We start from the raw sequence: 25,888 nt of genomic DNA, 5'->3' as shown, positions 1-25,888 counted from the left end.
CTAAAAATAGTGCAGATGTATAGTGTGCCCGAAAGATAATCATTTGCTGTCTTCCAAGCTTGCAGCCCCATTTTCCATCGGTTCCGTGCCTATCCGGAATCGTGTGATCCTGGCACCGATGTCGGGCGTGACCGATCTTCCTTTCCGGCAGCTCGCATTGCGTTACGGGGCGGGCTTGGTCGTCACGGAAATGGTCGCTAGCCGCGAGCTCGTGCAGGATACGGCTGAATCCTGGGCGCGTTTGAAGAGCGCGGGATTGAAGCCGCATATGGTGCAGCTTGCCGGTCGCGAGGCCCACTGGATGGCTGAAGCGGCGAAGATTGCCGCCGACAATGGCGCCGATATCATCGATATCAATATGGGGTGTCCCGCCAAGAAGGTGATCGGCGGCTATTCCGGCTCGGCGCTGATGCGCGACCCGGATCATGCGCTGACATTGATCGAGGCAACGGTCCGGGCGGTGAACATTCCCGTGACACTCAAGATGCGCCTGGGCTGGGACGAGAATTCCATCAACGCGCCTCATATCGCCCGCCGGGCCGAAGAGGCCGGTGTCCAGCTCGTGACCATTCATGGCCGCACGCGCATGCAGTTCTATGAGGGCAGGGCGGATTGGGATGCGATCCGCGCCGTGCGCGATGCCATCACCATTCCGCTTGTCGCCAATGGCGATGTCGAAATGGAGGAAGACGCCGAGGAAATCCTGCGCCGCTCCGGTGCCGATGCCGTGATGATCGGCCGGGGCTGTCAGGGCCGCCCGTGGCATGCAGGCGTATTGGCCGGTCACCGCGAGCCGAGCCGCCAGGAGATCGTCGAGATCGCGCTCGAACATTATCGCATGATGCTGGAGTTCTATGGCGAAGCGGTCGGCATTCGCCATGCCCGCAAGCATCTCGCCTGGTATCTCGATCGTTATGCGCCGGCAACGTCAGGTGCCGACAAGGCGAAAATCATGACGTCGAAAGAGAGCGGCGAGGTGGCTGCATCCTTCCTTGCCGCGCTGCAGGCCGGCGCCGATCTTGCCCAATGCGTTCAGGAGGCTGCATGACTTCGAAATCCAGCTCCGGCGCCGGTGACACCTCGGCCAACTCCGTGGCAATGGCGGTTCTCAACGCGATCCAGAATCCCGTCGTCATGGTCGACGAGGCCGGCTTGATTGCTTTCGCCAACTGGGAGGCGGAGGCCTTCTTTGGCGCAAGCGCGTCGCATCTGTCGCGCTATAAGATTTCAACCTTCATTCCCTTCGGCAGCCCTTTGCTGGCGCTGATCGATCAGGTGCGCGAGCGTCGCGCGCCTGTCAACGAGTATCGTGTCGACCTCAGCTCGCCGCGTTTGGGGCAGGACAAGCTGGTGGATATCTATGTTGCGCCGGTTTCCAGCGACCCGGGCTCCGTCGTGGTGGTGTTCCAGGAACGCTCCATGGCCGACAAGATCGACCGGCAGCTGACGCATCGCGCCGCCGCCCGTTCGGTCACCGGCCTTGCCTCCATGCTGGCGCATGAGATCAAGAACCCGCTGTCGGGCATTCGCGGCGCCGCTCAGCTGCTCGAACAGTCGGTCGAGGACGATGATCGCGCGCTGACGCGCCTCATCTGCGACGAGACGGACCGCATCGTTTCGCTGGTCGACCGCATGGAGGTTTTCTCCGACGAGCGGCCCGTCGATCGCGTCCCCGTCAACATCCACTCTGTGCTCGATCACGTGAAGGCGGTCGCCAAGGCGGGCTTTGCCCGCAACATCAAGATCTCAGAGAATTACGATCCGTCGCTGCCGGCGGTCTTCGCGAACCGGGATCAGCTCGTGCAGGTCTTCCTCAATCTGGTGAAGAATGCCGCTGAAGCGGTTGGCGACCGTCAGGATGGCGAGATAATGCTGACGACGGCCTATCGCCCCGGCATCCGGCTTTCGGTCGCCGGCACGCGCGAAAAGATCTCGCTGCCGCTGGAATTCTGCGTCATCGACAACGGCCCGGGCGTACCGGCCGATCTCGTGCCGCATCTCTTTGATCCGTTCATCACCACGAAGACGAATGGAACCGGCCTCGGCCTTGCGCTGGTCGCCAAGATCATCGGCGACCATGGCGGCATTGTCGAATGCGACAGCCAGAACCATCGCACCACTTTCCGCGTTTTGATGCCCGCCTCCAAGGGTATTACCCCAGAAGATGCCCCCCTTCCGAACTCTACAGGGACTACTCGATGACAGCCACGATCCTTGTCGCCGATGACGATGCGGCCATCCGCACCGTGCTCAACCAGGCTCTGAGCCGCGCGGGTTACGATGTGCGCATTACATCCAACGCCGCCACGCTCTGGCGTTGGGTCTCGGCCGGCGAAGGCGACCTCGTCGTAACCGACGTCGTCATGCCTGACGAAAACGCATTCGATCTATTGCCGCGTATCAAAAAGGCGAGGCCGGATCTGCCTGTTCTGGTCATGAGTGCGCAGAACACCTTCATGACGGCGATCAAGGCATCCGAGAAGGGCGCTTACGACTATCTTCCGAAGCCGTTCGACCTGACGGAGCTGATCGCGATCGTCGGCCGTGCCCTGTCCGAACCGAAGCGTAAGCCGGCAAAGCTTGACGACGACATGCAGGACGGCATGCCGCTTGTGGGGCGTTCAGCAGCGATGCAGGAAATCTATCGCGTGCTCGCGCGCCTGATGCAGACCGATCTCACGCTGATGATCACCGGCGAATCCGGCACCGGCAAGGAGCTGGTGGCGCGCGCACTGCATGATTACGGTAAGCGCCGCAATGGGCCTTTCGTTGCCATCAACATGGCTGCGATCCCGCGCGATCTGATCGAATCCGAACTGTTCGGTCATGAGAAGGGCGCTTTCACCGGTGCTCAGACCCGCTCGACCGGCCGTTTCGAGCAGGCGGAAGGCGGTACGTTGTTTCTCGACGAAATCGGCGATATGCCGATGGATGCGCAGACGCGCCTGCTGCGTGTGCTGCAGCAGGGCGAATATACGACCGTCGGCGGCCGCACGCCGATCCGCACCGATGTCCGCATCGTCGCGGCCACCAACAAGGACCTGAAGCAGGCGATCAATCAGGGCCTGTTCCGCGAGGACCTCTATTATCGTCTCAACGTCGTGCCGCTGCGCCTGCCGCCGCTGCGCGACCGCGCCGAGGATATTCCGGATCTCGTGCGCCATTTCGTGCAGCAGGCCGAGAAGGAGGGGCTGGGTTCCAAGCGCTTCGACCAGGAAGCGCTCGAACTGATGAAGGCCTATCCCTGGCCGGGCAATGTTCGCGAGCTGGAAAACCTCATTCGCCGGCTGATGGCGCTCTATCCGCAGGATGTCATCACCAAGGAAATCATCGACGCGGAACTGCGGGCCGACGTGCCCGACAGCCCGATCGAAAAAGGCCCGGTCCGCACCGGCTCCATGACCATCGCCCAGGCGGTGGAGGAAAACATGCGGACCTATTTCGCCGGTTTCGGCGACAATCTGCCGCCGCCCGGCCTTTACGACCGCGTGCTGACAGAAATGGAATATCCGCTGATTCTCGCGGCCTTGACCGCGACGCGCGGCAACCAGATCAAAGCCGCCGATCTTTTGGGCCTCAACCGCAATACGCTGCGTAAAAAGATCAGAGAACTGGGAGTTTCGGTTTACAGAAGCTCCCGAACGGCTTGACAATGCGATCAGATGCGTTGCATTTTCGCCACAATGCGTTGCTTAAAGGTCACGCAGTTGATTCGTCGTCTTTGCAGTGACGATTCATTTGGCTTGCTCTTCGGAAAACGAGTTCGTCAGATTTTTCAGGTAGTTGCAAGGGTGATATGAAGTAAAGGTTTCGCTCCTATGCGAAACAGAACGACAGTTCCCGCCTCTGCCTGTCGCGCACGCAAATGCCAAATAAGCGGCGGTGCGATTTTGACCAGGGCGTCGATCGTCGCTCGGGCGTGGAGATTGATGGGAATGATGCAGGACGCGGTGTCGCCGGCGGCGAGCGACGAGGCGGTTGTCAAGGTGATGGACCGCCGTGCTTCCTTTGCCCTGCCGGGTCTCATCCTGGCTGGTGGGGCGCTTCTATGCGCCATTGCGACCCTGCTGATGCTGCTTGGGTTGACGCCGATCGCCCCGACACCGTCGGTCGTCTTCACCTCGGTCGTGATCAACGGTCTCTTCGTGTTGGGACTGATTGCGCTGATCGCCCGCGAAGTCGCGCGGCTGATGAAGGCGCGCAGCCGTGGCCGCGCCGCGGCTCGACTCCATATTCGCATCGTCGTTCTTTTCTCGATCGTGGCGATCACGCCGGCCATTCTCGTCGCCATCGTCGCGAGCCTGACGCTCAATGTCGGCCTCGACCGCTGGTTCGGCGTTCGCACGCAGCAGATCATCAGTTCCTCGCAGAACGTCGCGCAAGCCTATCTGATGGAGAATGCGAGCTATCTGCAGGGCCAGACTGTGTCGATGGCGAACGATCTGGAGCGCAATCGCTCGCTGTTCAATCTCGACCGCACCGGCTTCGCCGATTTGATGACCCGGCAGGCACGTGGGCGCGGCTTGCTGGGCGCCTTCCTCGTGCGCCGCGACGGCAGTGCCATCGTCCAGGCCGAGATCAAGACCGAACGGCCGCTGCCGGCCATTCCGAAGGATGCGCTCGATTCCTCCGCCAACGGCCAGCCGACGCTCATTCCGCCAGGGGTGACCAACCTTGTCGGCGCAGTCATCAAGCTTGATGAAATCCCCGGCTCGTTCCTGTACACAGTGCGTGCCGTCGACCCGCGCGTCATGAACGCCATGCGCATGGTCGAGGACAACACCGTCGAATACAAGGCGATGGAAGCAGGGCGCATGTCGCTCCAGATCGCCTTCGCCGTTCTTTACATCGGCTTCGCGCTCATCGTGCTGCTGGCCGCGATCTGGACCGCGATTGCGATCGCCGACCGTATCGTCAGGCCGATTCGCCTCCTCATCAGTGCTGCGGACAATGTCGCCTCGGGCAATATGAACGTGCTGGTGCCGGTGCGATCTGCAGATGGCGACGTCGGCAGCCTGTCGCGCACCTTTAATAAGATGATCTCGGAAATTCGCACCCAGCGCGATGAAATCCTTGAAGCGAAGGACGAGGTGGACGACCGCCGCCGCTTCATCGAGGCCGTTCTGTCGGGTGTGACGGCGGCTGTGATCGGTGTCGAGCATGACCGGCGCATCACCATCGTCAATACTTCGGCTGAAGACCTGCTGACGCTCAAGAGCGACGAGCTGATCGGCAAGAACCTGTCGGAAATCGCCCCCGAGGTCGACCAAGTCGTGACTGAGGCGACGACGCGCCATCGCAGCGATTTCCGCAAGCAGATCAGCCTCGTTCGCGGCGGAACGGTGCGCACGCTCAGCGTCCAGGTGACGCGCGAGGAATCACGCGATGCCAACGAATCCTATGTCATCACGCTGGACGACATCACCGATCTGGTGATTGCGCAGCGCTCGACCGCCTGGGCAGACGTTGCGCGCCGCATTGCGCATGAGATCAAGAATCCGCTGACGCCGATCCAGCTGTCTGCCGAGCGCATCCGCCGCCGCTTCGGCAAGAATATCGCCGATGCGGACCGTCCGATTTTCGACCAGTGCACGGATACGATCATCCGGCAGGTGGGCGATATCGGCCGCATGGTCGACGAGTTCTCCTCCTTCGCCCGTATGCCGAAGCCGACCATGGAGCCGACCGATCTGCGCGATATTCTGCGCGACGCCGTGTTCCTGCGCGAAATGGGCAATACACATGTCCAGTTCGAGCGTGAGCTGGGCGACGAACGGCTGGAGGGCATGTTCGATGCGCGAATGCTCGGTCAGGCCTTCGGCAATCTCATCAAGAACGCCGTCGAGGCGATCGAAGGCGTGCCGAGCGATCAGGCGCGCGAGCAGCCGAAGGTCCTGGTGCGTTCGTCGCTCGATCCGGAGCGGGATCGCTTCACCGTCGATGTCATCGACAATGGCCGCGGCCTGCCGGTGGAAAACCGGCACAGCATTCTCGAACCCTATATGACCATGCGCGAGAAAGGCACGGGCCTCGGTCTCGCCATCGTCAAGAAGATCATTGAAGACCATGGCGGGCAGATCGAACTCCACGACGCGCCGGCCGATTTCGACCAGGGCAGGGGAGCCATGATCCGCGTGCATCTGCCGCGCCGTGAGCAGGCCACCGTCGCCCACACAGCAAGTGACAAGGAAAGCGTTTATGGCATCTGACATTCTCGTAGTGGATGACGAGGAAGACATTCGCGAAATCGTTTCGGGAATTCTCTCCGATGAAGGGCACGAAACCCGCACGGCACACGACAGCGACAGCGCGCTCGCCGCGATTTCCGATCGCGCGCCGCGGCTGATCTTCCTCGATATATGGATGCAGGGCAGCAAGCTCGATGGTCTTGCGCTGCTCGACGAAATCAAGGCGCGCCATCCGGAACTGCCTGTTGTCATGATCTCCGGTCACGGCAATATCGAAACGGCCGTCTCCGCCATCAAGCGCGGCGCCTTCGATTTCATCGAAAAGCCGTTCAAGGCCGATCGTCTGATCCTGATTGCCGAGCGCGCGCTCGAAAATTCCAAGCTGAAGCGTGAGGTCTCCGAGTTGAAGCGCCGCACCGGCGACGCCGTGGAGCTTATCGGCACCTCGGTTGCCGTTTCGCAGCTGCGCCAGACGATCGACAAGGTATCGCCCACCAACAGCCGCGTCATGATCTTCGGCCCGTCGGGCTCCGGCAAGGAGCTCGTCGCGCGGATGATCCACAAGAAATCGACCCGCGCGAATGGTCCCTTCGTGGCGCTGAATGCCGCGACGATCACACCGGAGCGCATGGAAATCGCTCTCTTCGGCACCGAAGGCTCGCCGGGGCAGGCGCGCAAGATCGGCGCCCTGGAAGAGGCCCATCGCGGCATTCTCTATCTCGATGAAGTCGGCGAAATGCCGCGCGAGACGCAGAACAAGATCCTGCGCGTGCTCGTCGATCAGCAGTTCGAGCGCGTCGGCGGCTCCAAGCGCGTCAAGGTGGACGTCCGCATCATCTCGTCCACGGCCTATAATCTCGAGAGCCGCATCGCCGAGGGCCTGTTCCGCGAGGATCTCTATCACCGTCTGGCTGTCGTGCCCGTGCGTGTGCCTGCCCTTGCCGAACGCCGCGAGGACGTTCCCTTCCTGGTCGATCAGCTGATGCGCCAGATATCCGAGCAGGCCGGCATCCGTCCGCGCCGGATCGGTGACGATGCCATGGCCGTGCTGCAGGCCCATGACTGGCCGGGCAACATCCGCCAGCTGCGCAACAATATCGAGCGGCTGATGATCCTCGCACGCTCGGACGGTGCGGAAACGCCGATCACGGCGGAAATGCTGCCGACCGACCTCGGCGACATGCTGCCGAAGGTCTCCGCCAAGAACGATTATCACATCATGACATTGCCGCTGCGCGAAGCCCGCGAGATGTTCGAGCGCGATTACCTCATCGCTCAGATCAACCGCTTCGGCGGCAATATCTCGCGTACGGCGGAATTTGTCGGCATGGAGCGCTCGGCGCTGCATCGAAAACTGAAGTCGTTGGGCGTCTGATCAGTCGCTCGACATTTCAAACATCTCAGAATTCGGATCAGGGGCTTCCATGCCGAGAATAGCTTATGTCAACGGTCGCTACGTCAAGCACAGCGATGCCATGGTGCATATCGAGGATCGCGGCTACCAGTTTGCAGATGGTGTCTACGAGGTTTGCGAGGTCCGTCATGGCGTGATCGTCGACCTGACGCGCCATCTTGACCGCCTCAACCGTTCGCTGGGCGAATTGCGCATCGCCTGGCCGATGACGCGCCAGGCATTGATCCTGGTGATTCGCGAGACGCTACGCCGCAACCATGTCCGCAATGGCCTGTTCTATCTGCAGGTGACGCGCGGTGTCGCCCGTCGAGATCACGTCTTCCCGCCGGCCGGCACGCCGTCCTCGATCGTCGTGACCGCCAAGAGCACCGATCAGTCCGTGATCGCCAAGAAGAACGCCAATGGCATCAAGGCGATCACCGTCCGTGACAATCGCTGGGACCGGGTCGACATCAAGTCTGTGGGCTTGCTTCCGAATGCCATGGCCCGCCAGCAAGCCAAGGAGGCCGGCGCCCAGGAGGCGATCTATATCGACCACAACGGCATGGTGAAGGAAGGGGCTGCGACCAACGTCTGGATCGTCGATCATGATGGCAATCTCGTCACTCGCCCAGCCGAGCATGGCATCCTGCGCGGCATCACCCGTACGACTCTGATGGACGTCGCAGCGAAACTTGAGGTGGCGATCGTCGAGCGGTTCTTCTCGGTCGAGGAGATGATGAAGGCCCGAGAAGTCTTCATCACCGCGGCGACAAGTATATGTTTTCCGGTCGTTTCTATCGACGGCGAGCCCATTGCCAATGGTCATCCGGGCAGCATGTCACAGAAAATTCGTGAAGCCTTTTTCGACGTTGCGGAAAAGACTGCGATTTGATACCAACATTCGCTGGAGGGAGAAAATGAGGGTATCTCCTGTCCGGGACCTCTGTATATCATGACATTCAACCGACCTGGGTCGGCAAAAAAGAAAGAAGCGGCGCGATGGCGGAACGTTCTCAAAACTTGCAGGACTTGTTTCTCAATACTGTTCGCAAGCAAAAGATTTCACTCACGATTTTCTTGATTAACGGCGTGAAGCTCACAGGTGTCGTAACCTCGTTCGACAATTTCTGCGTCCTGCTCCGTCGCGATGGCCATTCGCAGCTCGTCTACAAGCATGCGATCTCGACGATCATGCCGGGTCAGCCGATGCAGATGTTCGAGAGCGAAGAAGCCGCATCCTAAACAGGACTATCTACAATCACGACACGCGATACCAAAAATGATTCTCTCATCCCGGAGACCGTAAAACACCGGGATGATATGCGCGCTGTTGTCGTCGTGCCTGTTTTGAAACAGGCGCGTGCCGCGCGTTCCGCTCAAGCCGACAGCGCTAATTCCGTCTCGCGCCCGCCCGAGAGCCGGCTGGAAGAGGCCAAAGGCCTCGCCTTGGCGATCGATCTCGACGTGGTCAACGGTTCCATCGTGCCGATCAACGATCCGCGGCCGGCAACGCTGCTCGGGACTGGCAAGATCGAGGAAATTCTCGCGCTGCTCGACGAGTTCAACGCCGGCCTCGTCATCGTCGATCATCCGTTGACGCCGGTACAGCAGCGCAATCTCGAAAAGGCATGGAACGCCAAGGTCATCGACCGCACCGGCCTCATTCTCGAAATCTTCGGCCGCCGCGCCTCCACCAAGGAAGGCACGCTGCAGGTCGAGCTGGCGCATCTGAACTATCAGAAAGGCCGGTTGGTTCGCAGCTGGACCCACCTTGAACGTCAGCGCGGCGGTGCCGGCTTCATGGGCGGCCCGGGTGAAACCCAGATCGAAGCCGACCGGCGAATGCTGCAGGAGCGGATCATCCGGCTGGAGCGCGAGCTGGAGCAGGTGGTCCGCACACGCCAGCTTCATCGCGCCAAACGCCGGAAGGTGCCGCATCCGATCGTGGCTCTCGTCGGCTATACCAATGCCGGCAAGTCGACGCTGTTCAACCGCATTACCGGTGCCGGCGTTCTGGCTGAAGACATGCTGTTTGCGACGCTCGACCCGACGCTGCGCCGCATGAAGCTGCCGCATGGCCGTACCGTCATTCTCTCCGATACCGTCGGCTTTATTTCCGACCTGCCGACCCACCTGGTGGCCGCATTCCGCGCGACGCTGGAAGAGGTGCTGGAAGCCGATCTGATCCTGCATGTTCGCGATCTCTCCGATGACGACAATCAAGCCCAGAGCGCTGACGTCATGCGCATTCTCGGCGATCTCGGCATCGGCGAAGCCGAAGGCGCCGAGCGCATCCTCGAGGTCTGGAACAAGATCGACCGGCTGGAGCCGGAAGCGCATGACGCCATCGTCCAGAAGGCGTCAACCGCGGAAAACGTCATTGCCGTTTCGGCGATAACAGGCGAGGGCGTCGATCGTCTGATGGGCGAAATCAGCCGGCGCCTTTCCGGCGTGCTGACGGAAACGACGATCACCTTGCCCGTCGAAAAGCTGGCGCTGCTGCCCTGGCTTTACAATCATGCCGTCGTCGACAGTCGCGAAGACAATGAGGATGGCACGGTAACGCTCGACGTCCGCCTGACCGAGACCGAGGCGGCCGAACTGGAGCGGCGCATGGGCAACGGCCCGAAGCCGCAGCGCGAAGACTGGGAATAAGCGTTTTTACGCCGTTTTGACTCCGGCTAGCTGCCGCTCGATGGCTTTTGCCGACTGCCATATCTCTTCCATCCGCTCCAGCGAGGCGTCTTCCAGCGTCTCGCCCTCAGCCTCGAGCGTCGTTTCGATATGATGGAAGCGGCGGCGGAACTTGGTGTTCGTGCCGCGCAGGGCCTGCTCCGGATCGGCCTTCACATGCCGGCCGAGATTGACGACGGCGAAGATCAGGTCGCCGAGTTCGTCGCTGACCTTGCCCTTGTCGCCGCTTGCAAGCGCTGCCCGCAATTCGCCGATCTCCTCCTCGACCTTGTCGAGGATCGGCTCCGGCGCCGACCAGTCGAAACCGACTTTTGCGGCCCGTTCCTGCAGTTTCAAGGCTTCTGTCAGGGCAGGGAACGTTCGCTGCACCGAGCCTAGGAAGCCGGCCTTGAAATCTTCGGTGATGCCGCTCTTCGCCCGCCGTTCGGCTCGTTCGCGCTTCTCCTCGGCCTTGATCCGGTCCCACTGCAGCGTCACCGCATCCTCGGTCTTGGCATCGGAGACAGCAAAGACATGCGGATGGCGGCGGATCATCTTGCGGGTGATGGCGTGCACGACATCACCGAAGGAAAACGCTCCCGCCTCTTCGGCGATCCGCGCATGGAAAACGACCTGCAGCAGCAGATCGCCGAGCTCGTCGCAGAGATCGTCCGTATCCTTGCGTTCGATCGCATCCGCGACCTCATAGGCCTCTTCGATCGTATAGGGCTTGATGGTCTCAAAGGTCTGAACGATGTCCCAGGGGCAGCCGCTCTCGGGATTTCGCAGCGCCGCCATGATGTCGATCAGGCGGTTTATGTCTCGCGATGCTTCCATCGTTGCCTCGGTTTTACTCTGTCAATTCAGCGGGATGTCGTTGCTGTTCTTCGATGCCTGGTAGTTGTCGGAGAGACCGGCATAGGCCTGCTTGATGCGCGCCGTCCGGTCCTTCAGCTCGGCCTTACGCGCATCGGCTTCCGTCTCCACGAGGTCGGAAATGGCAAAGCTGTTCCAGAATGCATTTTGGCGGCGATAGCCACCCGGCTCCAGGCCGAAGACTTCCTTCAGGATCCTGAGATCGTGCGGGATCGCGAAGGCGTCACGGGAATCCTCATGGCTGAAGAAGTAGTAGAAATTGTCGAAGCCGGCCCAGGTAATCGCCGACATGCACATGGTGCACGGCTCGTGGGTGGACAGGAAGATCAGATCCTTGGTCGCGGGCTTTTCGCCGAGTTCATAAAAGCGCTTGAGGGTATGAACCTCGCCATGCCACAGCGGGTTCTCCAATTCATTGTTGGTTTCCGCGATGACGAGCGAAAGGTCCGATTTGCGCAGGATAGCGGCGCCGAAGACCTTGTTGCCGGCGGCCACGCCCTTGCTGGTCAGGGGCAGGATGTCGTGCTCCACGACATCGAGAAGGCGGGCTGCGATGCTGTTGTCGGCCAAGGATCTGCTCCGGAGTTTTGAGCCAGTCTATCGGGATTGCGCAAGCGGCGGAATGCGCAAATGACGTATGGACCAGGTTTGTCACAGGCAATAAAATCGCCGCAGGCGGTAGTCAATCATAAAAGTCTATAGATTTCCTATATTTATCCCGATCTGCTCGTCTGGTGAGTTTTGCTCAAATCCTTGTCATGTCGAGCAAAAGAATACGCGCACGCATGGGCATTAGAATTTCTGTTTCTTCAATCTCTTGGCAGCAGGGGCGATATTCGCCAAATCTCGAAGTGGAATAATGATGCCTCCCAGGACTGAACAGCTTTCGGTGTTTCCCGCCTTCTTCCGCGTGGAGGGAAGGGTAGCGGCTGTTTTCGGCAATGGCGACGAAGCCTTCGCCAAGGTACGGCTGCTCCTGAACACGCAAGCCCGGATCGTCGCCTGTGCGCCGGCGCCCGAAGCTGATTATCATGCCTTCCTGATCGCCAACCGCATCGAAACCGTACGCGACGATTTTTCACCCGATCAGGTCAAGGGGGCGACCTTGGTCTTTGCCGCCACCGGCGACGCCGCAGCGGATCGCGCGATCGTCGATGCTGCCCGCGCCGAGCGAATTCCGGCAAACGCCGTCGACCAGCCTGACTATTGCGATTTCTATACACCGGCGCTGGTCAATCGCGCTCCCGTGGCCGTTGCCATCGGCACCGAAGGCGCCGGTCCGGTGCTGGCACAGATGATCCGCGCCCAGATCGACCAGATGTTGTCGCCGTCGCTCGGCAAGCTTGCCGAGCTTGCGACGCGCTACCGCAAGCCGGTCGAGCGCCTTGTTGCGCGCGGCGTTGCGCGTCGCGTCTTCTGGCGGCAGTTCTTCTCCGGATCCGTTGCTGACGCCGTCAATGCCGGCCATATCTTGCAGGCGGAGCAGGCAGCCGATGAGCTGCTGCAGTCGTCGCGCGACGTCGAGGGCCGCATCTGGCTGGTCGGCGCCGGCCCCGGCGCGGAAGATCTGCTGACACTGCGCGCACAGCGCGTCATGATGGAAGCCGATGTCATCGTCTATGATGCGTTGGTGCCGCAGGCGATCGTCGATATGGGCCGCCGCGATGCCGAGCGCCTGTCGGTCGGCAAGCGCAAGGGATGCCACAGCAAGTCGCAGGAAGAGATCAACGATTTGCTGGTGCAGCTCGGTCGTGAAGGCAAGCGTGTGGTGCGGTTGAAGTCGGGCGATCCGCTGGTTTACGGCCGCGCCGGCGAGGAAATGGCGGCTCTGCGCGCCGCCGGTATCGGCTATGAAATCGTTCCGGGCATCACCTCGGCCTTTGCCGCCGCTGCCGATTTCGAGTTGCCGCTGACGCTGCGCGGCGTTGCTTCATCGCTGGTCTTCACGACAGGTCACGATCTCACAGGCGATGTGCTGCCCGATTGGGCGAGCTTGGCCGTATCCGGCGCCACGATTGCCGTGTATATGGGACGCACGGTTGCTGCTTCCGTCGCCGGCCGCCTGATGCAGGCCGGCCTGCCGCCGGAGACGACCGTTGCCATTATCGAGAATGCGAGCCGGCGCGATCGCCGCCTGATGCATGGCGTTCTGCGGGATCTGCCGGATCTCGAGCACCTCGACGAGTTGAACGGGCCTGTCATGGTTATCATTGGCGATGCCGTCGCCGGTGCGAATTTTGAGCAATCCGAGCCGCTGGTCCGTCGCGAGACCGCTGCTCAAGACTATGCAAGGAACTGATTGATGGTCGACAAGGTTCTGACCGCAAACCGGCTTACCGATGGCGTCGCCGTCTGGCTGAACGCAAATGGTGAATGGGTGACATCGCTGCAGGAGGCGCTGGTCGCACGCCATGCGGAAGCGGAAGCCGCACTGGAAGCGATCGGCAAGCAGGCCTATGCCGACAACAAGGTCGTCGACGTCAATCTCATCGACGTGCAGGAAACGGACGGCAAGCTTTGGCCGCTGCGCCTGCGCGAGCGCATCCGCGCCGAAGGCCCCACCATGGAATATGCGCCGGGCTATGCCGCGGCCGATCCCGATTTCATTGCAGTCTGAGAAGTCCCGAGGAAGTCATGTATCGTTACGATGAATTCGACCACGCCTTTGTTGCGGAACGGGTTGCCCAGTTTCGCGATCAGGTGCAGCGACGTCTGTCGGGTGAGCTTTCGGAAGATGCCTTCAAGCCGCTGCGCCTGATGAACGGCGTCTATCTGCAGCTGCATGCCTATATGCTGCGCATCGCCATTCCATACGGCACGCTGAGCTCGCGCCAGATGCGCATGCTCGCCCATGTCGCCCGCACCTATGACCGCGGTTATGGCCACTTCACCACGCGTCAGAACCTGCAGTTCAACTGGCCGAAGCTTTCTGAGATGCCGGACGCGCTTGCTGATCTCGCTTCAGTCGAGATGCACGCCATCCAGACCTCGGGTAATTGCATTCGCAACGTGACCGCCGACCATTTCGCCGGCGCTGCGGCGGACGAAGTCGCCGATCCAAGGCCTTATGCCGAAATCCTGCGCCAATGGTCCTCCGTTCATCCGGAGTTCTCCTTCCTGCCGCGCAAGTTCAAGATCGCCGTCACCGGCGCCGAGCGCGACCGCGCCGCGATACAGGTGCATGATATCGGCCTGCATCTGAAGAAGAACGACAGGGGCGAGATCGGCTTTGCCGTTTACGTCGGCGGCGGGCAGGGGCGCACGCCGCTGGTTGCCAAGCTGATCCGTGACTTCCTGCCGGAAGAGGATCTCCTGTCCTATACGACGGCGATCATGCGCGTTTACAATCTGCATGGGCGCCGCGACAACAAGTATAAGGCCCGTATCAAAATCCTCGTGCATGAAACCGGCGCCGAAGAACTGGCGCGTCAGGTCGAGGCCGAGTTCGACAAACTGCGAGACACCGAACTGAAGCTGCCGGAAGCCGACGTTCAGGCGATTTCAGCCTATTTCGCACCGCCGGCGCTGCCAGAGCGCCCCGAAGGCTGGGAAAGCCTGGCACGCTGGAAGAAGGCCGATCCGGCCTTCGCGCGTTGGGTGCAGCAGAATGTGCAGCCGCACAAGAACCCCGATTACGGCATGGTGACAATCTCGCTGAAGCCGATCGGCGGCATTCCGGGCGACGCCTCGGACGCGCAGATGGAGGCCGTGGCCGATATCGCCGAGGAATATGCCTTCGACGAGATCCGCGTCAGCCACGAGCAGAACCTCATCCTGCCGCATGTGGCGCTGGCCGATCTCGAAGCCGTTTATCGCGGTCTGGTGGCCAACGGCCTCGAAACGGCGAATGCCGGCCTGATCACGGATATCATCGCCTGTCCTGGCCTCGACTATTGCGCGCTTGCCAATGCGCGCTCCATCCCGGTCGCACAGGAGATTTCCAGGCGCTTCGGTTCGGCCGAGCGCCAGGCAGAGATCGGTGAGCTGAAGATCAAGATTTCCGGCTGCATCAATGCCTGCGGCCATCACCATGTCGGTCATATCGGCCTGCTCGGCGTAGAGAAGAAGGGTGCGGAACTCTATCAGATCACGCTCGGCGGCTCCGGCGACGAGAATACCTCGATCGGCGAGATCATCGGCCGCGGCTTCGAGCCCGACAAGGTGACCGACGCCATCGAGACCATTGTCGATACCTATCTCGGCCTTCGTCTGGATCCTTCCGAAACATTCCTCGCCGCCTACCGACGCGTCGGGCCGCAGCCGTTCAAGACCGCACTCTACGGCGCGTCCTCGTCGGCAGCGGAAGCGGCGTAAGGAGATCGACCATGACAAAGATCTGGCGTGAAACAGGCTTCGTGGACAATGATCAATGGGTCATCGAGACCGACGAGGTCAAGGCGACCGAGACGCAGAAACCTCTGCTTAGTCTTGATGCACTGATCGCGAAGGCGGAAGAGAGCAACGAAGCCGGCCTCGGCGTTCTCATCAAGCCGGCGGACGATGTGACCCGGCTGCAGCCCTATCTGGACCGTCTCGATATCGTCGCAGTCGCGTTTCCGGCATTCAACGATGGTCGTGCCTTCAGCCACGCCTCATTGCTGCGCCAGCGCCTCGGCTATGCCAATGAGCTGCGTGCTGTCGGCGACGTATTGATCGACCAGATACCGTTGATGCTGCGCGTCGGCATCGATAGTTTCGCAGTGACCAACGAGACGGCGCTGAAGCGCCTGTCGGAGAACCGATTGCCGGGTATTCCGCATTACTATCAGCCGACCGCGCGGAAGGCTGAGGGCGGGCAGGCCTATAGCTGGCGGCGATTGCCGGCAAAATCGGCCTGATGTCGAAAGGCCTGCGTTTGCGGCAATTTGACGGGGTCGGATTGCCGTATTCAAGCCTTTTGAACGATGTAGTATCGGCAATCTGGAAACTTGACTGAAACACGCATATTTCAGTCCTATGCTGCCTGATGGAATGGAATGCCTTTCAAAACCGGCTATATTGTTATATCAGCGTCGCGAAATGAGCCTGCCAGGGAATATGTGACCAGGAAAACGCGTAAGACTAATACGGGATTCGAGACAGAATGAACGCCCCCGCAAAGACAGATGAATTTGCTTCAGCAGTACCCGCCGGCGTCTTCGCCGAGAAGGTGCTGAGCGTCACGCATTATACCGACCGGCTCTTTCGCTTCACTATGACCCGGCCGCAAGGCTTCCGCTTCCGCTCCGGCGAATTCGCCATGATTGGGCTGATGGTCGATGGCAAACCGCTCTATCGCGCCTATTCGATCGCGAGCCCCGCCTGGGCCGACGAGCTCGAATTCTTCTCCATCAAGGTGCCGGATGGTCCGCTGACCTCGCACCTGCAGAACATCAAGCCCGGCGACGAAGTGTTGATGCGCAAGAAGCCGACGGGCACGCTGGTTCTGGATGCGCTGACCCCCGGCCGGCGGCTCTACATGTTCTCGACCGGCACCGGCATTGCGCCGTTTGCAAGTCTTATCCGCGATCCGGAAACCTATGAGAAGTTCGAGGAGGTCATCCTCACCCACACGACGCGCGATGTCGCCGAGCTGAAATACGGCTTCGACCTCGTCGAGGAAATCCGCAACGACGAAATCCTGAGCGAAGTCGTCGGTGACAAGCTGCGCCACTATGCGACTGTCACTCGTGAGGAATTCCCCTTCAAGGGCCGCATCACCGATCTCATCGAAAACGGCAAGCTTTTCAGCGATCTGGGCGTGCCTCCGCTTGATTCTGCGATCGATCGCGGCATGATCTGCGGTTCTTCCGCCATGCTGAAGGACACCAAGGGTCTGCTCGAAAAAGCCGGCCTGAACGAAGGTGCCAACAACAAGCCGGCCGAGTTCGTCATCGAACGCGCCTTCGTCGGCTAGGCGAATTGCCGACCTGTGGACGCAGAGGCGGTTTCGACAACGAAGCCGCCTTTTTCATGGGCTGCTGAGATAGCCGATGAGCGAGGCCATGGCGGCGCGTGCGTGATCTGCATCGCCGTTTCGGATCGCGTCTATTGCCTGAACATGCATGGCTGTCGCTCGGCCCATCCGGTCATGCGCTCCCGTGGAGTACCAAAGCCTGCGCGCATGTGTCTGCACTGGTCCGAGCGCTGCCGTAATGAAATTGTTGGGGCAGGCGGCTTCCAGAATCTCATCGAACGTCTTGTCGGCGGCGAAAAATCCGGGCAGGTCGCCTGTAACGGCACACTCCGTCATCAGACGAGCGCATTCCCGCAACTGCTCACGCTGCTGCGGATCTGCATGGGTGGCAACGAGCGCGGCCGCGATCGGCTCCAGTTCGCGCCGGACCTGCATGACGAATTGATGGTCCTCGGGGCGGATCTCCGCAATCTGCAGGCCGACGCGCGGCCGCACATGGATCAGCCCTTGCCAGGCGAGCTTCTGAATCGCTTCGCGCACCGGAGTTCGCCCGTGGCCAGCCATCTCGATCAGTTGTTTCTCGGTGACGAGGGCGCCTGGCGTCAGCTCGAGCGTCACGATCGAGTATTCGAGCGTGAGATAGGCGAGGTGGCTAAGCGAATTCTGCATTCGAGACGGTTTCCGGCATGTGCATGGACGGCACAGAGTGTCATCTGGCATCATCGAAGGCAATCGATAGTGATATATCAGTATCGCAGTCGGCCGGCCTTCTTTACGTCCATGTATTTCAATGATTCCGGACCGCCTTGAGAAAATCGACGGTCCGGCGGCAATTCACGCCTGACGGAAAGAGCCGCGCATCATTGGCCTATTGCCGTGGAAAGGCTCGGCGGCTTCCGTTTGGCTGCCATGAGCAGATCCAGCTCCGTCGATGAGGGCCCGAACTTATAGAAGAGGCGCTTTGCTTCCGCGTCGTCGAGACGATATTTCCGCGCAAATTCAGCAATGCTGTAAGGGCGGCCTCGGATGACTCTTCGCGTGGTTGTCCGATTGGCGTTTTCCGTCATGTTTCCAACCTCCTTTCGGTTCCATTCTGGTAGATAGCGCCAAGCTGGAGGTTGGAAAGGCCTCGAAGTGCATTGTGATCGTGCACATCGGCTCTCTCGGGTCTCATATTCGGATTTTTATATGTCGTGGCAACCCGCCGCGCATGCCGACACCGTTCATGCAACAAAAAGGGAAGGCGAGAATATCTCGCCTTCCCTTTTCCTCTTCCCGATTCGGGCGCTTCCCGCCCGATATATGGTTATCGCCTGATCAGTCGGCCGACGAAAATCAGGATGCAGGCGCCGATGAAGCCCGTGACCAGATAGTTCAGCCACACATGGAACGGCAGAGCGATGCCGAGGGCACGGAACAGCCAGCTGGCGACGAGCGCGCCAACGATGCCGAGGATGATGTTCATGATGATGCCGGTGTTGCTCTTCATGATCATCTCGGCGAACCAGCCAGCCAAACCGCCGATGATAATTGCTGCAATCCAACCTACGTTTGCGTCTTCCATAAAAGAACCTCCTGAGGGCCCGACAGGTTGTCAACAATAACCGATATACACCAAAAACGATTCGCACCCCAACTGTTGCCGATTGCAGGCTGATGGAACCGATCTTTGCAACCCTGATTATTAGCGAAAATTGTAACCTTTGTTTGCGCCTGATGAGAATCGGCTGCCTGCCGAGGGCAATCGGTTTGTCAGCTTCATGCACTATGATCTGGGATATATCGACCTGGAGCAGAGGACCTTGCAAACCATCGACAACCTGTTCGCCACGAGGTTGTCACCCATGTCTTAGGGACAATCTGTTACCTATGTCTTCGGTATGGACAAAAAATCCGCTGGTGAGAGCGATGGGATTCGAACCCATGACCTACTGATTAAAAGTCAGTTGCTCTACCGACTGAGCTACGCTCTCCCTTTCCGCAGGCAGATACTGCCTCGGCTGGAAGTGCGCGGAACATATGCAGACGCCCTATTGCGGTCAACCCATAAAATAGCAGTTCTCGCGCCCCGAAGATGCTTTTCCTCGTCTCCTTGTGGCGAAATGGGGAGGCGTGCCGGAAAAATCCTCTCTTGTGAGATTGTATAACGCACAGGTTGTTGATGTCGTTTGTGTCAAAATGGCTGGTGAAGGCCCTCGATTGGGTAGTAAGGTGCCCTGATCAAAAAGATGGCTGGTAAAGACGACGGGCGAATAATGGAATTCGTGGCAGATCTGCCCTTATGGGAAATCTACGCAATCGTTTGCGGGCTGCTGGGTTCCCTCGGGATCCTATTAGGGCTGATCGCCGGAAAGAGGTTTGGGATTGCATTGAGGGTATTGCCGCTGGTTGGCGTCGCGATCACGACGCCGGTGACAGAGCATCTTGTGATTCCCTATCTCACGGAGCGCTACCCGGTAATCTTCGCCAACAAGGACCTGCCCAGAAAGGTCGATCAGAAAACCACTTTGACGAAGATAGATTTTACTGACCAGATTTACAGCTATTTCTACGATGTGGATGATGATGAGGAGGATTTCGATCCTCCTCTCGTCAAATCCGCCCAGCTTGCCGACTTGTGCAACTTCCTCCTGCCGAAATTCAGCTCCGGCGAAGCCTTGCTGGCAAATTACATCTATCAGCTGAAGGGTCGGGATTACTCGTTTTCGGTCGACAGCCGCGACTGCTCGTGAGGCTTGGATATCGACTGTCGTATTTTTATATTAAATGTCGCTAAAAGTATGACGCCTTGTTGTTTCGGCGTCCTTAAAGCCGCGCCGACCGCGGATTGGACAATCGTCGGACAGCGATATCCCCAGCCTCCTTGGAACGGAATCGAATCGACCGAGTTTCCCTTCCGACAAAGAGGAGACGTATGTTGGCAAACGATCGATCGCATGATCCGCAGGACGGAAACGAAGAGAAGCAGGCGCTGGCGAAGATTCAGCACAGCAAGGCACATGATTCGGTTCGGGTATCGAAGAATAGGGACAAGGCCAAGGTTGTTGCCGATCCTCGCAACAGGCTCGCCGATGGCAAGGTCGATCCGGCGACGAGAGAACTCAAGCCGAAGACGGAGTGATCCTCGGCGGGTCATGGCTCCGGTCGCATCCGACTGGCCGGTTTCTGCTCCGTCCATTGATTCGACCGGACAGGAAAGGAGCTTTAATTTCAGTGGTTTCCGCTGTTTGTCTCGTCGGTTGCAAACATTGCCGCCGCCATGGCAGCCAGACGTGCTGTTTTCCTGTGCCGCATCTCTCCGGCTTATGGTGCGAGGTGAAGACCCTATCGCAACGATCAACTCCACCGCCGCTTCAACGGCAAAGTTGATCGTTGCGTAAGACGTATTTGGCCTTAGACCTTACCGCCGTTCTTCTTGCAGTCGCTGCGGAATTTGGCGCGTGCCTTTCCATGCAGACCCTTGGCATCGGCCTGGGTCGAACATGCCTTGGACACGGCAGTCTGAGCCGGCTTCATTGCTTTCGGCTTGGTCGTGGTGGTCGTCGAAGGCGTCGACATCGTTGCACTGGGGGTCGTCGTAGTCGTGGTGCTGGGCGTCGTCGCGGTTTGGGCCATGGCGCTGACGCTGAAGAGTGCGACAAAGGCTGTAGTCGTGAACATAGTAGCAATTCGCATGGGGGCTTTCCTCCGTTAAATAGCTGAGATGGAATATGCGTTGTTCTACGAACCATGGCAGCTTGGACCCCGAATTGGGCGAAAAGTGAATTCTTTCATCCGCTTCCTCTGCGGCGTTTGGTCGCGTCTGTGGAAACGGATTGGCAGCCTGTGCTGGGCGCAGCAATCGTTCGTCTCCAAGGCTGTACCGGGACTGCCCGCGAAAAGGTGATTGGCTTTCGGTCGTCTGCAACGCTAGGAAGGGACCGGAATGACATAGCCGGAGTCCATCGTGTCGCTCGCCGATATCTCGCTTCTGAGTGCATTGCTCGCCGGAGCGCTTTCGTTTCTTTCGCCCTGCGTGCTGCCGCTCGTACCGCCTTATCTCTGCTACATGGCGGGAATTTCGGTCGAGCAGTTTCGTGGCGGCGGCGCGGCTGCCGTAGCGGCGCCGAACATTCGCGGCAATGTCCTTATGTCGGCGCTCTTTTTCACCTTAGGATTTGCCACGGTATTCGTCGCGCTCGGAGCCGGCGCCTCCTCCATCGGGCTGCTGCTGCGCCAGCACCTGGATATCCTCGCCAAGATCGGCGGTCTCATCATCGTCATCATGGGCCTGAATTTTCTCGGCGTCTTCCGGATCGGCCTTCTGGCCCGCGAGGCACGCTTCCAGAGCGGCGGCAAACCGGCGACGCTGACGGGTGCCTACATTATGGGCCTTGCCTTCGCCTTTGGCTGGACGCCTTGCATCGGCCCTGTGCTGGGCGCCATTCTCGGCATTGCTGCATCGCGTGAGACGGTCGGCGCTGGTGCGGGCCTGCTCGCCGTCTATTCGCTCGGCCTTGCCATTCCCTTCTGGATCGCCGCCGGCTTTTCCGGGGCCTTCATGAGCTTTCTCTCCCGCTTTCGCCGCCATCTCGGTACGGTCGAGAAGGTCATGGGCGGGCTTCTGGTGCTCACCGGTCTCGCCTTCATTTTCGGCTATGTGAGCGACATGGCGATCTGGTTTCAGCAGACCTTTCCAATCCTAATGAAAATCGGCTAATCCGGGCGACACCTTTCGCCTTCATTTTCCCCGGCAAACGGAACATGCCCGATGGCTGACCCCCATGGCTGATATTGTTGGTCTGCTGCTGCCATTCTTCGGCCTGATCCTGATCGGTTACGTCGCCGCACGCGTTACGAAACAGCCGGCGGAGGCACTCGGCTGGCTGAATACCTTCATCATCTATGCCGCATTGCCGGCGCTGTTCTTCAAGCTCGTATCCCAGACGCCGATCGAACAGCTGACACGGATCGACTTCATCGCCGCCGATATCGCCGCGACCTATTCGATTTTCCTGCTGCTGTTTCTGATCGGCCGTTTCCTGCGCCGCAATTCACTTGCCGACTGCACGATCCAGGCTTTCGCCGGCGCCTATGGCAATATCGGCTATATGGGGCCAGGGCTCGCACTTCTGGCGCTGGGCGAAAGGGCCGCCGTTCCCGTAGCGCTGATCGTTTGCTTCGAAAACGCCCTGCATTTCATCGTCGCGCCCGCGCTGATGGCGTTGGAAGGTGAAGACAAGCGATCCCCATCGCGGCTTGCCGCGGATATTGCCGGCAAGGTGTTGTTGCACCCCTTCATCCTATCGACCGCGCTTGGTTTCGTCGTGGCGGCGTTTTCGCTCCATCAGCCTGTCGCCTTCGAGCGATTTGTCAATTATCTCGCGCAAGCCGCTGCACCTTGTGCGCTATTTGCCATGGGCGTGACGCTTGCATTGCGGCCGTTGAAACGGATTCCAGTCGAGATCGGCTATATCGTGCCGGTGAAGCTCATCCTGCATCCGCTTGTCGTCTATATCGTTCTGCAGGCCGTCGGCGGATTCGATCCGATCTGGATCGAGGCGGCGGTGTTGCTTGCGGCATTGCCGACGGCAACGAATGTCTTTGTCATCGGTCAGCAATATGGCGTCTGGCAGGAGCGAGCCTCCGCCACCATCCTGATCACCACGGCCTGTTCCGTGGTGACGGTTTCGCTGGTGCTCTATCTGATAAAGTCCGGCACCTTACCGGCGCAGCTTTTCCCGTAATGCCGACGAAAAATTGCGCAAGCCGCCGCCGGGTTCTATGCCCTCGCGCATGACGATGTTGCGGAGCGGAGCAATGGCCGAGAGCACATGCAGGCCTGCCGCGCGCAGCATCTGCACAGGCAGGAAATCCGACAGAAGCGAGCGATTGAGGAGGTCGACGCTTGCTGTCCGGGTGACGATATCGGCGCGTCTCTTGCGGTCGAAACTTTCGCCCGATGTCGCCGGGATCGGCTGATCGGCGCGCGAGCAAAGAATATCCGACAACGCCAATATATCGCGAAGACTGAGATTGAGCCCCTGGGCGCCGATCGGCGGAAAGACATGTGCGGCTTCGCCGATCAGCGCGGCGCGGCCCTTGCCGAAACGATAGGCCGTCATGCCGGAAAGCGGCCAGACCTGCACGCTGTCCTCGATCGTGACCTCACCGAGCATCGACTGCATCCGCTCCTCGACCAGCCGGCCGAGTTCTTCGAGCGACTTCTCCGCATTGGCTGCCGCTTCGGCCGGCTTCTGAACCCAGACGAGGCTGGAACGCCGGCCGGGCAGAGGCACCTGCGTAAAGGGGCCGCTTTCGGTATGGAATTCGGTAGAGATGTTCTGATGCGGCAGGCTATGCGAAAAATTCAGAACCATTGCCGATTGCGGATAAGACCAGCCCTTGGTTTTGATTCCGAGCGTCTCTCGCACCATCGAATTGCGGCCATCCGCACCGATGACGAAGGCGGCTTCGATCGAATCGCCGTTGTCGAGGACGACCGTGACGCCGTCATCGCGGAAGGTGATTTCGGAAGCGGTGGCTTCGATGCGGCTGATATTGCCTTCCGCTTCGATGGCTTGGCTGAGATTGTCGAGCAAGACGGCATTCGGAATATTGTAGCCGAAGGCGTCCAGTCCGATCTCGGACGATCGGAACGAGACGGTCGGCGCACGCAGCAGCCGCGAAGTGCCGTCGACGATGCGCATCGTGGTCAGCGGTGCCGCCGAAGACGCTATTCTTTCCCATAGCGTCAAGCGCTCCAGAAAGCGGATCGATTGGTCCATCAGCGCCGTCGTCCGCTTGTCGGCCTTGTTGTGCGGCGCGGCGACAAGGGCGACGGATCTTCCGCCGCGCGCAAGCGCGAATGCCGTGATCATGCCGGCGAGTCCACCGCCGATAACGGCCACTTCAATCTGCTTCATATCGATGCCTCAATTGCCTTTGGTTCTGAAAATAAGCGCTTAGCCTGTTGAAATCCATGGGATGAAACATCGCAATGGGTGAAAATGACAGTAAGTCGCGCTAGCGTGCCGGGATCGACGCTTTTGTGCTGGCGGTGCAAGCCAAAGGATGCATATTAGCGAGAAAAAAACCGCCTGCCGGGGCAGGCGCATAAGCAGGCGAGTCACGGGGCGGATGAAAATCTTCAATTACAAGCGGGTGCCTTACGCGGAGATGCGTGCTTTCTCCGTTCATATACTGACGGCATCCGGATCGTTTCTCGCCTTTCTCGGCGTCGTCGCGGCGTCGGAACATCGCTTCGTGGATATGTTCTGGTGGCTTGGTCTGGCACTGCTTGTCGACGGCATCGACGGACCGATCGCGCGCAAGGTTCGCGTCAAGGAAGTGCTGCCAAACTGGTCCGGCGACACGCTCGACAACATCATCGATTACGTCACCTACGTGCTCCTGCCGGCCTTCGCTCTCTACGAGAGCGGCATGATCGGCGAGCCATGGTCGTTTGTCGCAGCCGGGATGATCGTGGTTTCCAGTGCCATCTATTACGCCGATACCGGCATGAAGACGGACGAATATTTCTTCTCCGGCTTTCCGGTCGTCTGGAACATGGTGATCTTCACGCTCTTTGTCATCGACGCCAGTGCGACGACAGCCATGATCCTCGTCGGCGTTTCCGTCGTCCTGACCTTCCTGCCGATCAATTTTCTGCATCCCGTGCGCGTCAAGCGCTTGCGGCCGCTGAACCTTGGCATATTTTTCTTCTGGTCGGCGCTTGGCATCTATTCGCTGCTGATGCATTTCGTCATGCCGCAATGGGCCGTTGTCCTATTCATCATCAGTGGTATCTATCTTTATTGCATCGGCGCCGTGCTGCAGTTTTTCCCGTCCATCGGACGTCAATGAGGATTGCGCATCATGAAGAAGACCAAGGTTATCCGCATCCATGAAAATGGCGGTCCTGACGTCATGAAGCTGGAGGAGGTGGAACTGCCGCCTCCGGGTGCGGGTGAGGTGCAGATCCGCCATGCCGCAATCGGCCTTAACTTTATCGACGTCTATTTTCGTTCCGGTCTCTACAAGGCGCCCTATTTTCCTCTGCCGCTCGGCAAGGAAGCCGCAGGCACGATCACTGAAGTCGGGTCTGGGGTGAGCGATTTTGCCGTGGGCGATCGCGTCGCCTATGTCGGCAGCGACGGCGCCTACAGTGTCGAGCGCAATATCGAGACGCGCCATCTGGTGAAAGTGCCTGACGATATCCCGCTCGAAACCGCCGCATCGATGATGCTGAAGGGAATGACGGCCGAATATCTGCTGAACCGCACCGTCAAGGTTGGTCCCGGAACGACGCTGTTGTTTCATGCGGCTGCAGGCGGTGTTGGCCTGATTGCCGGCCAATGGGCCAAGGCCCTCGGCGCCGAAACCGTCATCGGCACCGCCGGTTCCGCCGAAAAGGTCGAACTGGCGCTGGCGCATGGCTATGACCACGTCATCGACTACAGCAGAGAGAATTTCGCAGATCGCGTCCGCGAGATTACCGGGGGCAAGGGTGTCGATGTCGTCTACGATTCGGTTGGCAAGGACACGTTTCCGCAGTCGCTCGACTGCCTGAAGCCGCGCGGCATGTGGGTCACCTTCGGCCAGTCTTCCGGCCCGATCGAGAACTTCAATCTCGCCATCCTCAATCAAAAGGGCTCGCTTTTCGCCACGCGACCGAGCCTCTTTGCCTATGTCGGTACACCTGAGGAGTTGAGAGCTAGTGCAAAGGCGTTATTTGCTGTTGTGCAAAGCAGCAAAGTGCGTATCAATATTCATCAGACTTATCCGTTGGGCGATGCTGGGCGCGCGCACGCGGATCTGGAAGCCAGGAAAACGAGTGGAACTACACTACTGATCCCATAGATCCGTAAAGGACAGGTC

Annotated in this window: 26 protein-coding genes and 1 tRNA gene; 19 read left to right on the top strand and 8 right to left on the bottom strand. The window is 59.6% G+C overall.

Annotation, left to right across the window (positions count from 1 at the left end; all coding sequences use genetic code 11):
* Positions 1 to 22 precede the first annotated feature (22 nt).
* From dusB to hflX, 8 genes are all read left to right on the top strand, one after another.
* Complete coding sequence (gene dusB / locus FHT84_RS18910) at positions 23 to 1,048, top strand: tRNA dihydrouridine synthase DusB (RefSeq protein WP_183763464.1); 1,026 nt, start codon at positions 23 to 25, stop codon at positions 1,046 to 1,048.
* The gene (locus FHT84_RS18905; RefSeq protein ID WP_113249926.1) at positions 1,045 to 2,202 is read left to right on the top strand and encodes a nitrogen regulation protein NR(II); all 1,158 of its coding nucleotides are present in this window, start codon (positions 1,045 to 1,047) and stop codon (positions 2,200 to 2,202) included. The genes dusB and FHT84_RS18905 overlap by 4 nt, the downstream gene beginning before the upstream one ends.
* Positions 2,199 to 3,650 (top strand): nitrogen regulation protein NR(I), encoded by a 1,452-nt coding sequence (gene ntrC / locus FHT84_RS18900; RefSeq protein ID WP_112340817.1) that lies wholly within the window; start codon positions 2,199 to 2,201, stop codon positions 3,648 to 3,650. The genes FHT84_RS18905 and ntrC overlap by 4 nt, the downstream gene beginning before the upstream one ends.
* A gap of 285 nt (positions 3,651 to 3,935) precedes the next feature.
* Positions 3,936 to 6,209: a PAS domain-containing sensor histidine kinase gene (locus FHT84_RS18895; RefSeq protein WP_183763461.1), complete on the top strand. Its 2,274-nt coding sequence runs from the start codon at positions 3,936 to 3,938 to the stop codon at positions 6,207 to 6,209.
* The gene (locus tag FHT84_RS18890) at positions 6,199 to 7,563 is read left to right on the top strand and encodes a sigma-54 dependent transcriptional regulator (RefSeq protein WP_112340815.1); all 1,365 of its coding nucleotides are present in this window, start codon (positions 6,199 to 6,201) and stop codon (positions 7,561 to 7,563) included. Before FHT84_RS18895 ends, FHT84_RS18890 begins: the two co-directional genes overlap by 11 nt.
* Before the next feature lie 49 nt (positions 7,564 to 7,612).
* Positions 7,613 to 8,476, top strand: coding sequence for a D-amino-acid transaminase (locus FHT84_RS18885; protein ID WP_113249928.1), 864 nt, complete (start codon positions 7,613 to 7,615; stop codon positions 8,474 to 8,476).
* Between the two features lie 107 nt (positions 8,477 to 8,583).
* Positions 8,584 to 8,826: an RNA chaperone Hfq gene (hfq, locus tag FHT84_RS18880; protein ID WP_003539403.1), complete on the top strand. Its 243-nt coding sequence runs from the start codon at positions 8,584 to 8,586 to the stop codon at positions 8,824 to 8,826.
* A gap of 78 nt (positions 8,827 to 8,904) precedes the next feature.
* Positions 8,905 to 10,239 carry a GTPase HflX gene (hflX, locus tag FHT84_RS18875; RefSeq protein WP_113249929.1) on the top strand — a complete coding sequence of 445 codons (1,335 nt, stop codon included), beginning with the start codon at positions 8,905 to 8,907 and terminating at the stop codon, positions 10,237 to 10,239.
* Positions 10,240 to 10,245: 6 nt separating this feature from the next.
* On the opposite strand, the gene mazG is transcribed toward hflX, so the two are convergent.
* On the bottom strand, positions 10,246 to 11,094 hold the full coding sequence (gene mazG / locus FHT84_RS18870; RefSeq protein WP_113249930.1) for a nucleoside triphosphate pyrophosphohydrolase: 849 nt from the start codon (positions 11,092 to 11,094) through the stop codon (positions 10,246 to 10,248).
* Positions 11,095 to 11,115: 21 nt separating this feature from the next.
* The gene (locus tag FHT84_RS18865) at positions 11,116 to 11,703 is read right to left on the bottom strand and encodes a nucleoside deaminase (RefSeq protein ID WP_113249931.1); all 588 of its coding nucleotides are present in this window, start codon (positions 11,701 to 11,703) and stop codon (positions 11,116 to 11,118) included.
* 292 nt (positions 11,704 to 11,995) lie between these two features.
* Here FHT84_RS18865 and cysG point away from each other — a divergent pair, with 292 nt between their 5' ends.
* The 5 genes from cysG (at position 11,996) to FHT84_RS18840 (ending at position 17,029) form a co-directional block, all read left to right on the top strand.
* Complete coding sequence (gene cysG, locus FHT84_RS18860) at positions 11,996 to 13,432, top strand: siroheme synthase CysG (RefSeq protein ID WP_113249962.1); 1,437 nt, start codon at positions 11,996 to 11,998, stop codon at positions 13,430 to 13,432.
* Between the two features lie 3 nt (positions 13,433 to 13,435).
* The gene (locus tag FHT84_RS18855; RefSeq protein ID WP_112340810.1) at positions 13,436 to 13,750 is read left to right on the top strand and encodes a DUF2849 domain-containing protein; all 315 of its coding nucleotides are present in this window, start codon (positions 13,436 to 13,438) and stop codon (positions 13,748 to 13,750) included.
* A 17-nt stretch (positions 13,751 to 13,767) separates the two neighbouring features.
* Positions 13,768 to 15,447, top strand: a complete 1,680-nt coding sequence (locus FHT84_RS18850) for a nitrite/sulfite reductase (RefSeq protein WP_113249932.1) — start codon at positions 13,768 to 13,770, stop codon at positions 15,445 to 15,447.
* An 11-nt stretch (positions 15,448 to 15,458) separates the two neighbouring features.
* Entirely contained in the window at positions 15,459 to 15,971 is a 513-nt protein-coding gene (locus tag FHT84_RS18845) for a DUF934 domain-containing protein (protein ID WP_112340808.1), read from the top strand.
* Positions 15,972 to 16,216: 245 nt separating this feature from the next.
* Positions 16,217 to 17,029 carry a ferredoxin--NADP reductase gene (locus FHT84_RS18840; protein WP_113249933.1) on the top strand — a complete coding sequence of 271 codons (813 nt, stop codon included), beginning with the start codon at positions 16,217 to 16,219 and terminating at the stop codon, positions 17,027 to 17,029.
* A 54-nt stretch (positions 17,030 to 17,083) separates the two neighbouring features.
* Here the strand turns inward: FHT84_RS18840 and FHT84_RS18835 are convergent, their stop codons facing one another.
* The 4 genes from FHT84_RS18835 to FHT84_RS18825 form a co-directional block, all read right to left on the bottom strand.
* A complete protein-coding gene (locus FHT84_RS18835) occupies positions 17,084 to 17,698 on the bottom strand; it encodes a GntR family transcriptional regulator (RefSeq protein WP_113249934.1) in 615 nt (204 codons plus the stop codon).
* Between the two features lie 191 nt (positions 17,699 to 17,889).
* Positions 17,890 to 18,096, bottom strand: a complete 207-nt coding sequence (locus tag FHT84_RS31460) for a hypothetical protein (RefSeq protein WP_112340805.1) — start codon at positions 18,094 to 18,096, stop codon at positions 17,890 to 17,892.
* 239 nt (positions 18,097 to 18,335) lie between these two features.
* Positions 18,336 to 18,593 carry a GlsB/YeaQ/YmgE family stress response membrane protein gene (locus tag FHT84_RS18830; RefSeq protein WP_112340804.1) on the bottom strand — a complete coding sequence of 86 codons (258 nt, stop codon included), beginning with the start codon at positions 18,591 to 18,593 and terminating at the stop codon, positions 18,336 to 18,338.
* Between the two features lie 333 nt (positions 18,594 to 18,926).
* A tRNA-Lys gene (locus tag FHT84_RS18825) sits at positions 18,927 to 19,002 on the bottom strand.
* A 255-nt stretch (positions 19,003 to 19,257) separates the two neighbouring features.
* Here FHT84_RS18825 and FHT84_RS18820 point away from each other — a divergent pair.
* Both FHT84_RS18820 and FHT84_RS18815 read left to right on the top strand, forming a co-directional pair.
* Positions 19,258 to 19,761, top strand: coding sequence for a hypothetical protein (locus tag FHT84_RS18820; protein ID WP_210278897.1), 504 nt, complete (start codon positions 19,258 to 19,260; stop codon positions 19,759 to 19,761).
* A 185-nt stretch (positions 19,762 to 19,946) separates the two neighbouring features.
* Positions 19,947 to 20,150 carry a hypothetical protein gene (locus tag FHT84_RS18815; protein WP_162736971.1) on the top strand — a complete coding sequence of 68 codons (204 nt, stop codon included), beginning with the start codon at positions 19,947 to 19,949 and terminating at the stop codon, positions 20,148 to 20,150.
* A 272-nt stretch (positions 20,151 to 20,422) separates the two neighbouring features.
* On the opposite strand, the gene FHT84_RS18810 is transcribed toward FHT84_RS18815, so the two are convergent.
* Positions 20,423 to 20,704 carry a PsiF family protein gene (locus tag FHT84_RS18810; protein ID WP_112340802.1) on the bottom strand — a complete coding sequence of 94 codons (282 nt, stop codon included), beginning with the start codon at positions 20,702 to 20,704 and terminating at the stop codon, positions 20,423 to 20,425.
* A 271-nt stretch (positions 20,705 to 20,975) separates the two neighbouring features.
* Here FHT84_RS18810 and FHT84_RS18805 point away from each other — a divergent pair, with 271 nt between their 5' ends.
* Complete coding sequence (locus tag FHT84_RS18805) at positions 20,976 to 21,728, top strand: cytochrome c biogenesis CcdA family protein (RefSeq protein ID WP_113249935.1); 753 nt, start codon at positions 20,976 to 20,978, stop codon at positions 21,726 to 21,728.
* Between the two features lie 64 nt (positions 21,729 to 21,792).
* Positions 21,793 to 22,755, top strand: a complete 963-nt coding sequence (locus tag FHT84_RS18800; protein ID WP_113249936.1) for an AEC family transporter — start codon at positions 21,793 to 21,795, stop codon at positions 22,753 to 22,755.
* On the opposite strand, the gene FHT84_RS18795 is transcribed toward FHT84_RS18800, so the two are convergent.
* Complete coding sequence (locus FHT84_RS18795) at positions 22,732 to 23,934, bottom strand: UbiH/UbiF family hydroxylase (protein WP_113249937.1); 1,203 nt, start codon at positions 23,932 to 23,934, stop codon at positions 22,732 to 22,734. The genes FHT84_RS18800 and FHT84_RS18795 overlap by 24 nt on opposite strands.
* Positions 23,935 to 24,148: 214 nt before the next feature.
* Between FHT84_RS18795 and pcsA the strand changes: the two genes are divergently transcribed.
* A complete protein-coding gene (gene pcsA / locus FHT84_RS18790) occupies positions 24,149 to 24,874 on the top strand; it encodes a phosphatidylcholine synthase (RefSeq protein ID WP_183763458.1) in 726 nt (241 codons plus the stop codon).
* A 12-nt stretch (positions 24,875 to 24,886) separates the two neighbouring features.
* Positions 24,887 to 25,870 (top strand): quinone oxidoreductase, encoded by a 984-nt coding sequence (locus FHT84_RS18785; protein ID WP_183763455.1) that lies wholly within the window; start codon positions 24,887 to 24,889, stop codon positions 25,868 to 25,870.
* Positions 25,871 to 25,888: the final 18 nt, after the last annotated feature.

Source organism: Rhizobium sp. BK289 (assembly GCF_014193575.1).
Taxonomy (GTDB): Bacteria; Pseudomonadota; Alphaproteobacteria; order Rhizobiales; family Rhizobiaceae; genus Rhizobium; species Rhizobium tropici_C.
The sequence above is the reverse complement of the archived record's forward strand: the minus strand, read 5'-3'. Positions and strand labels throughout refer to the sequence as shown.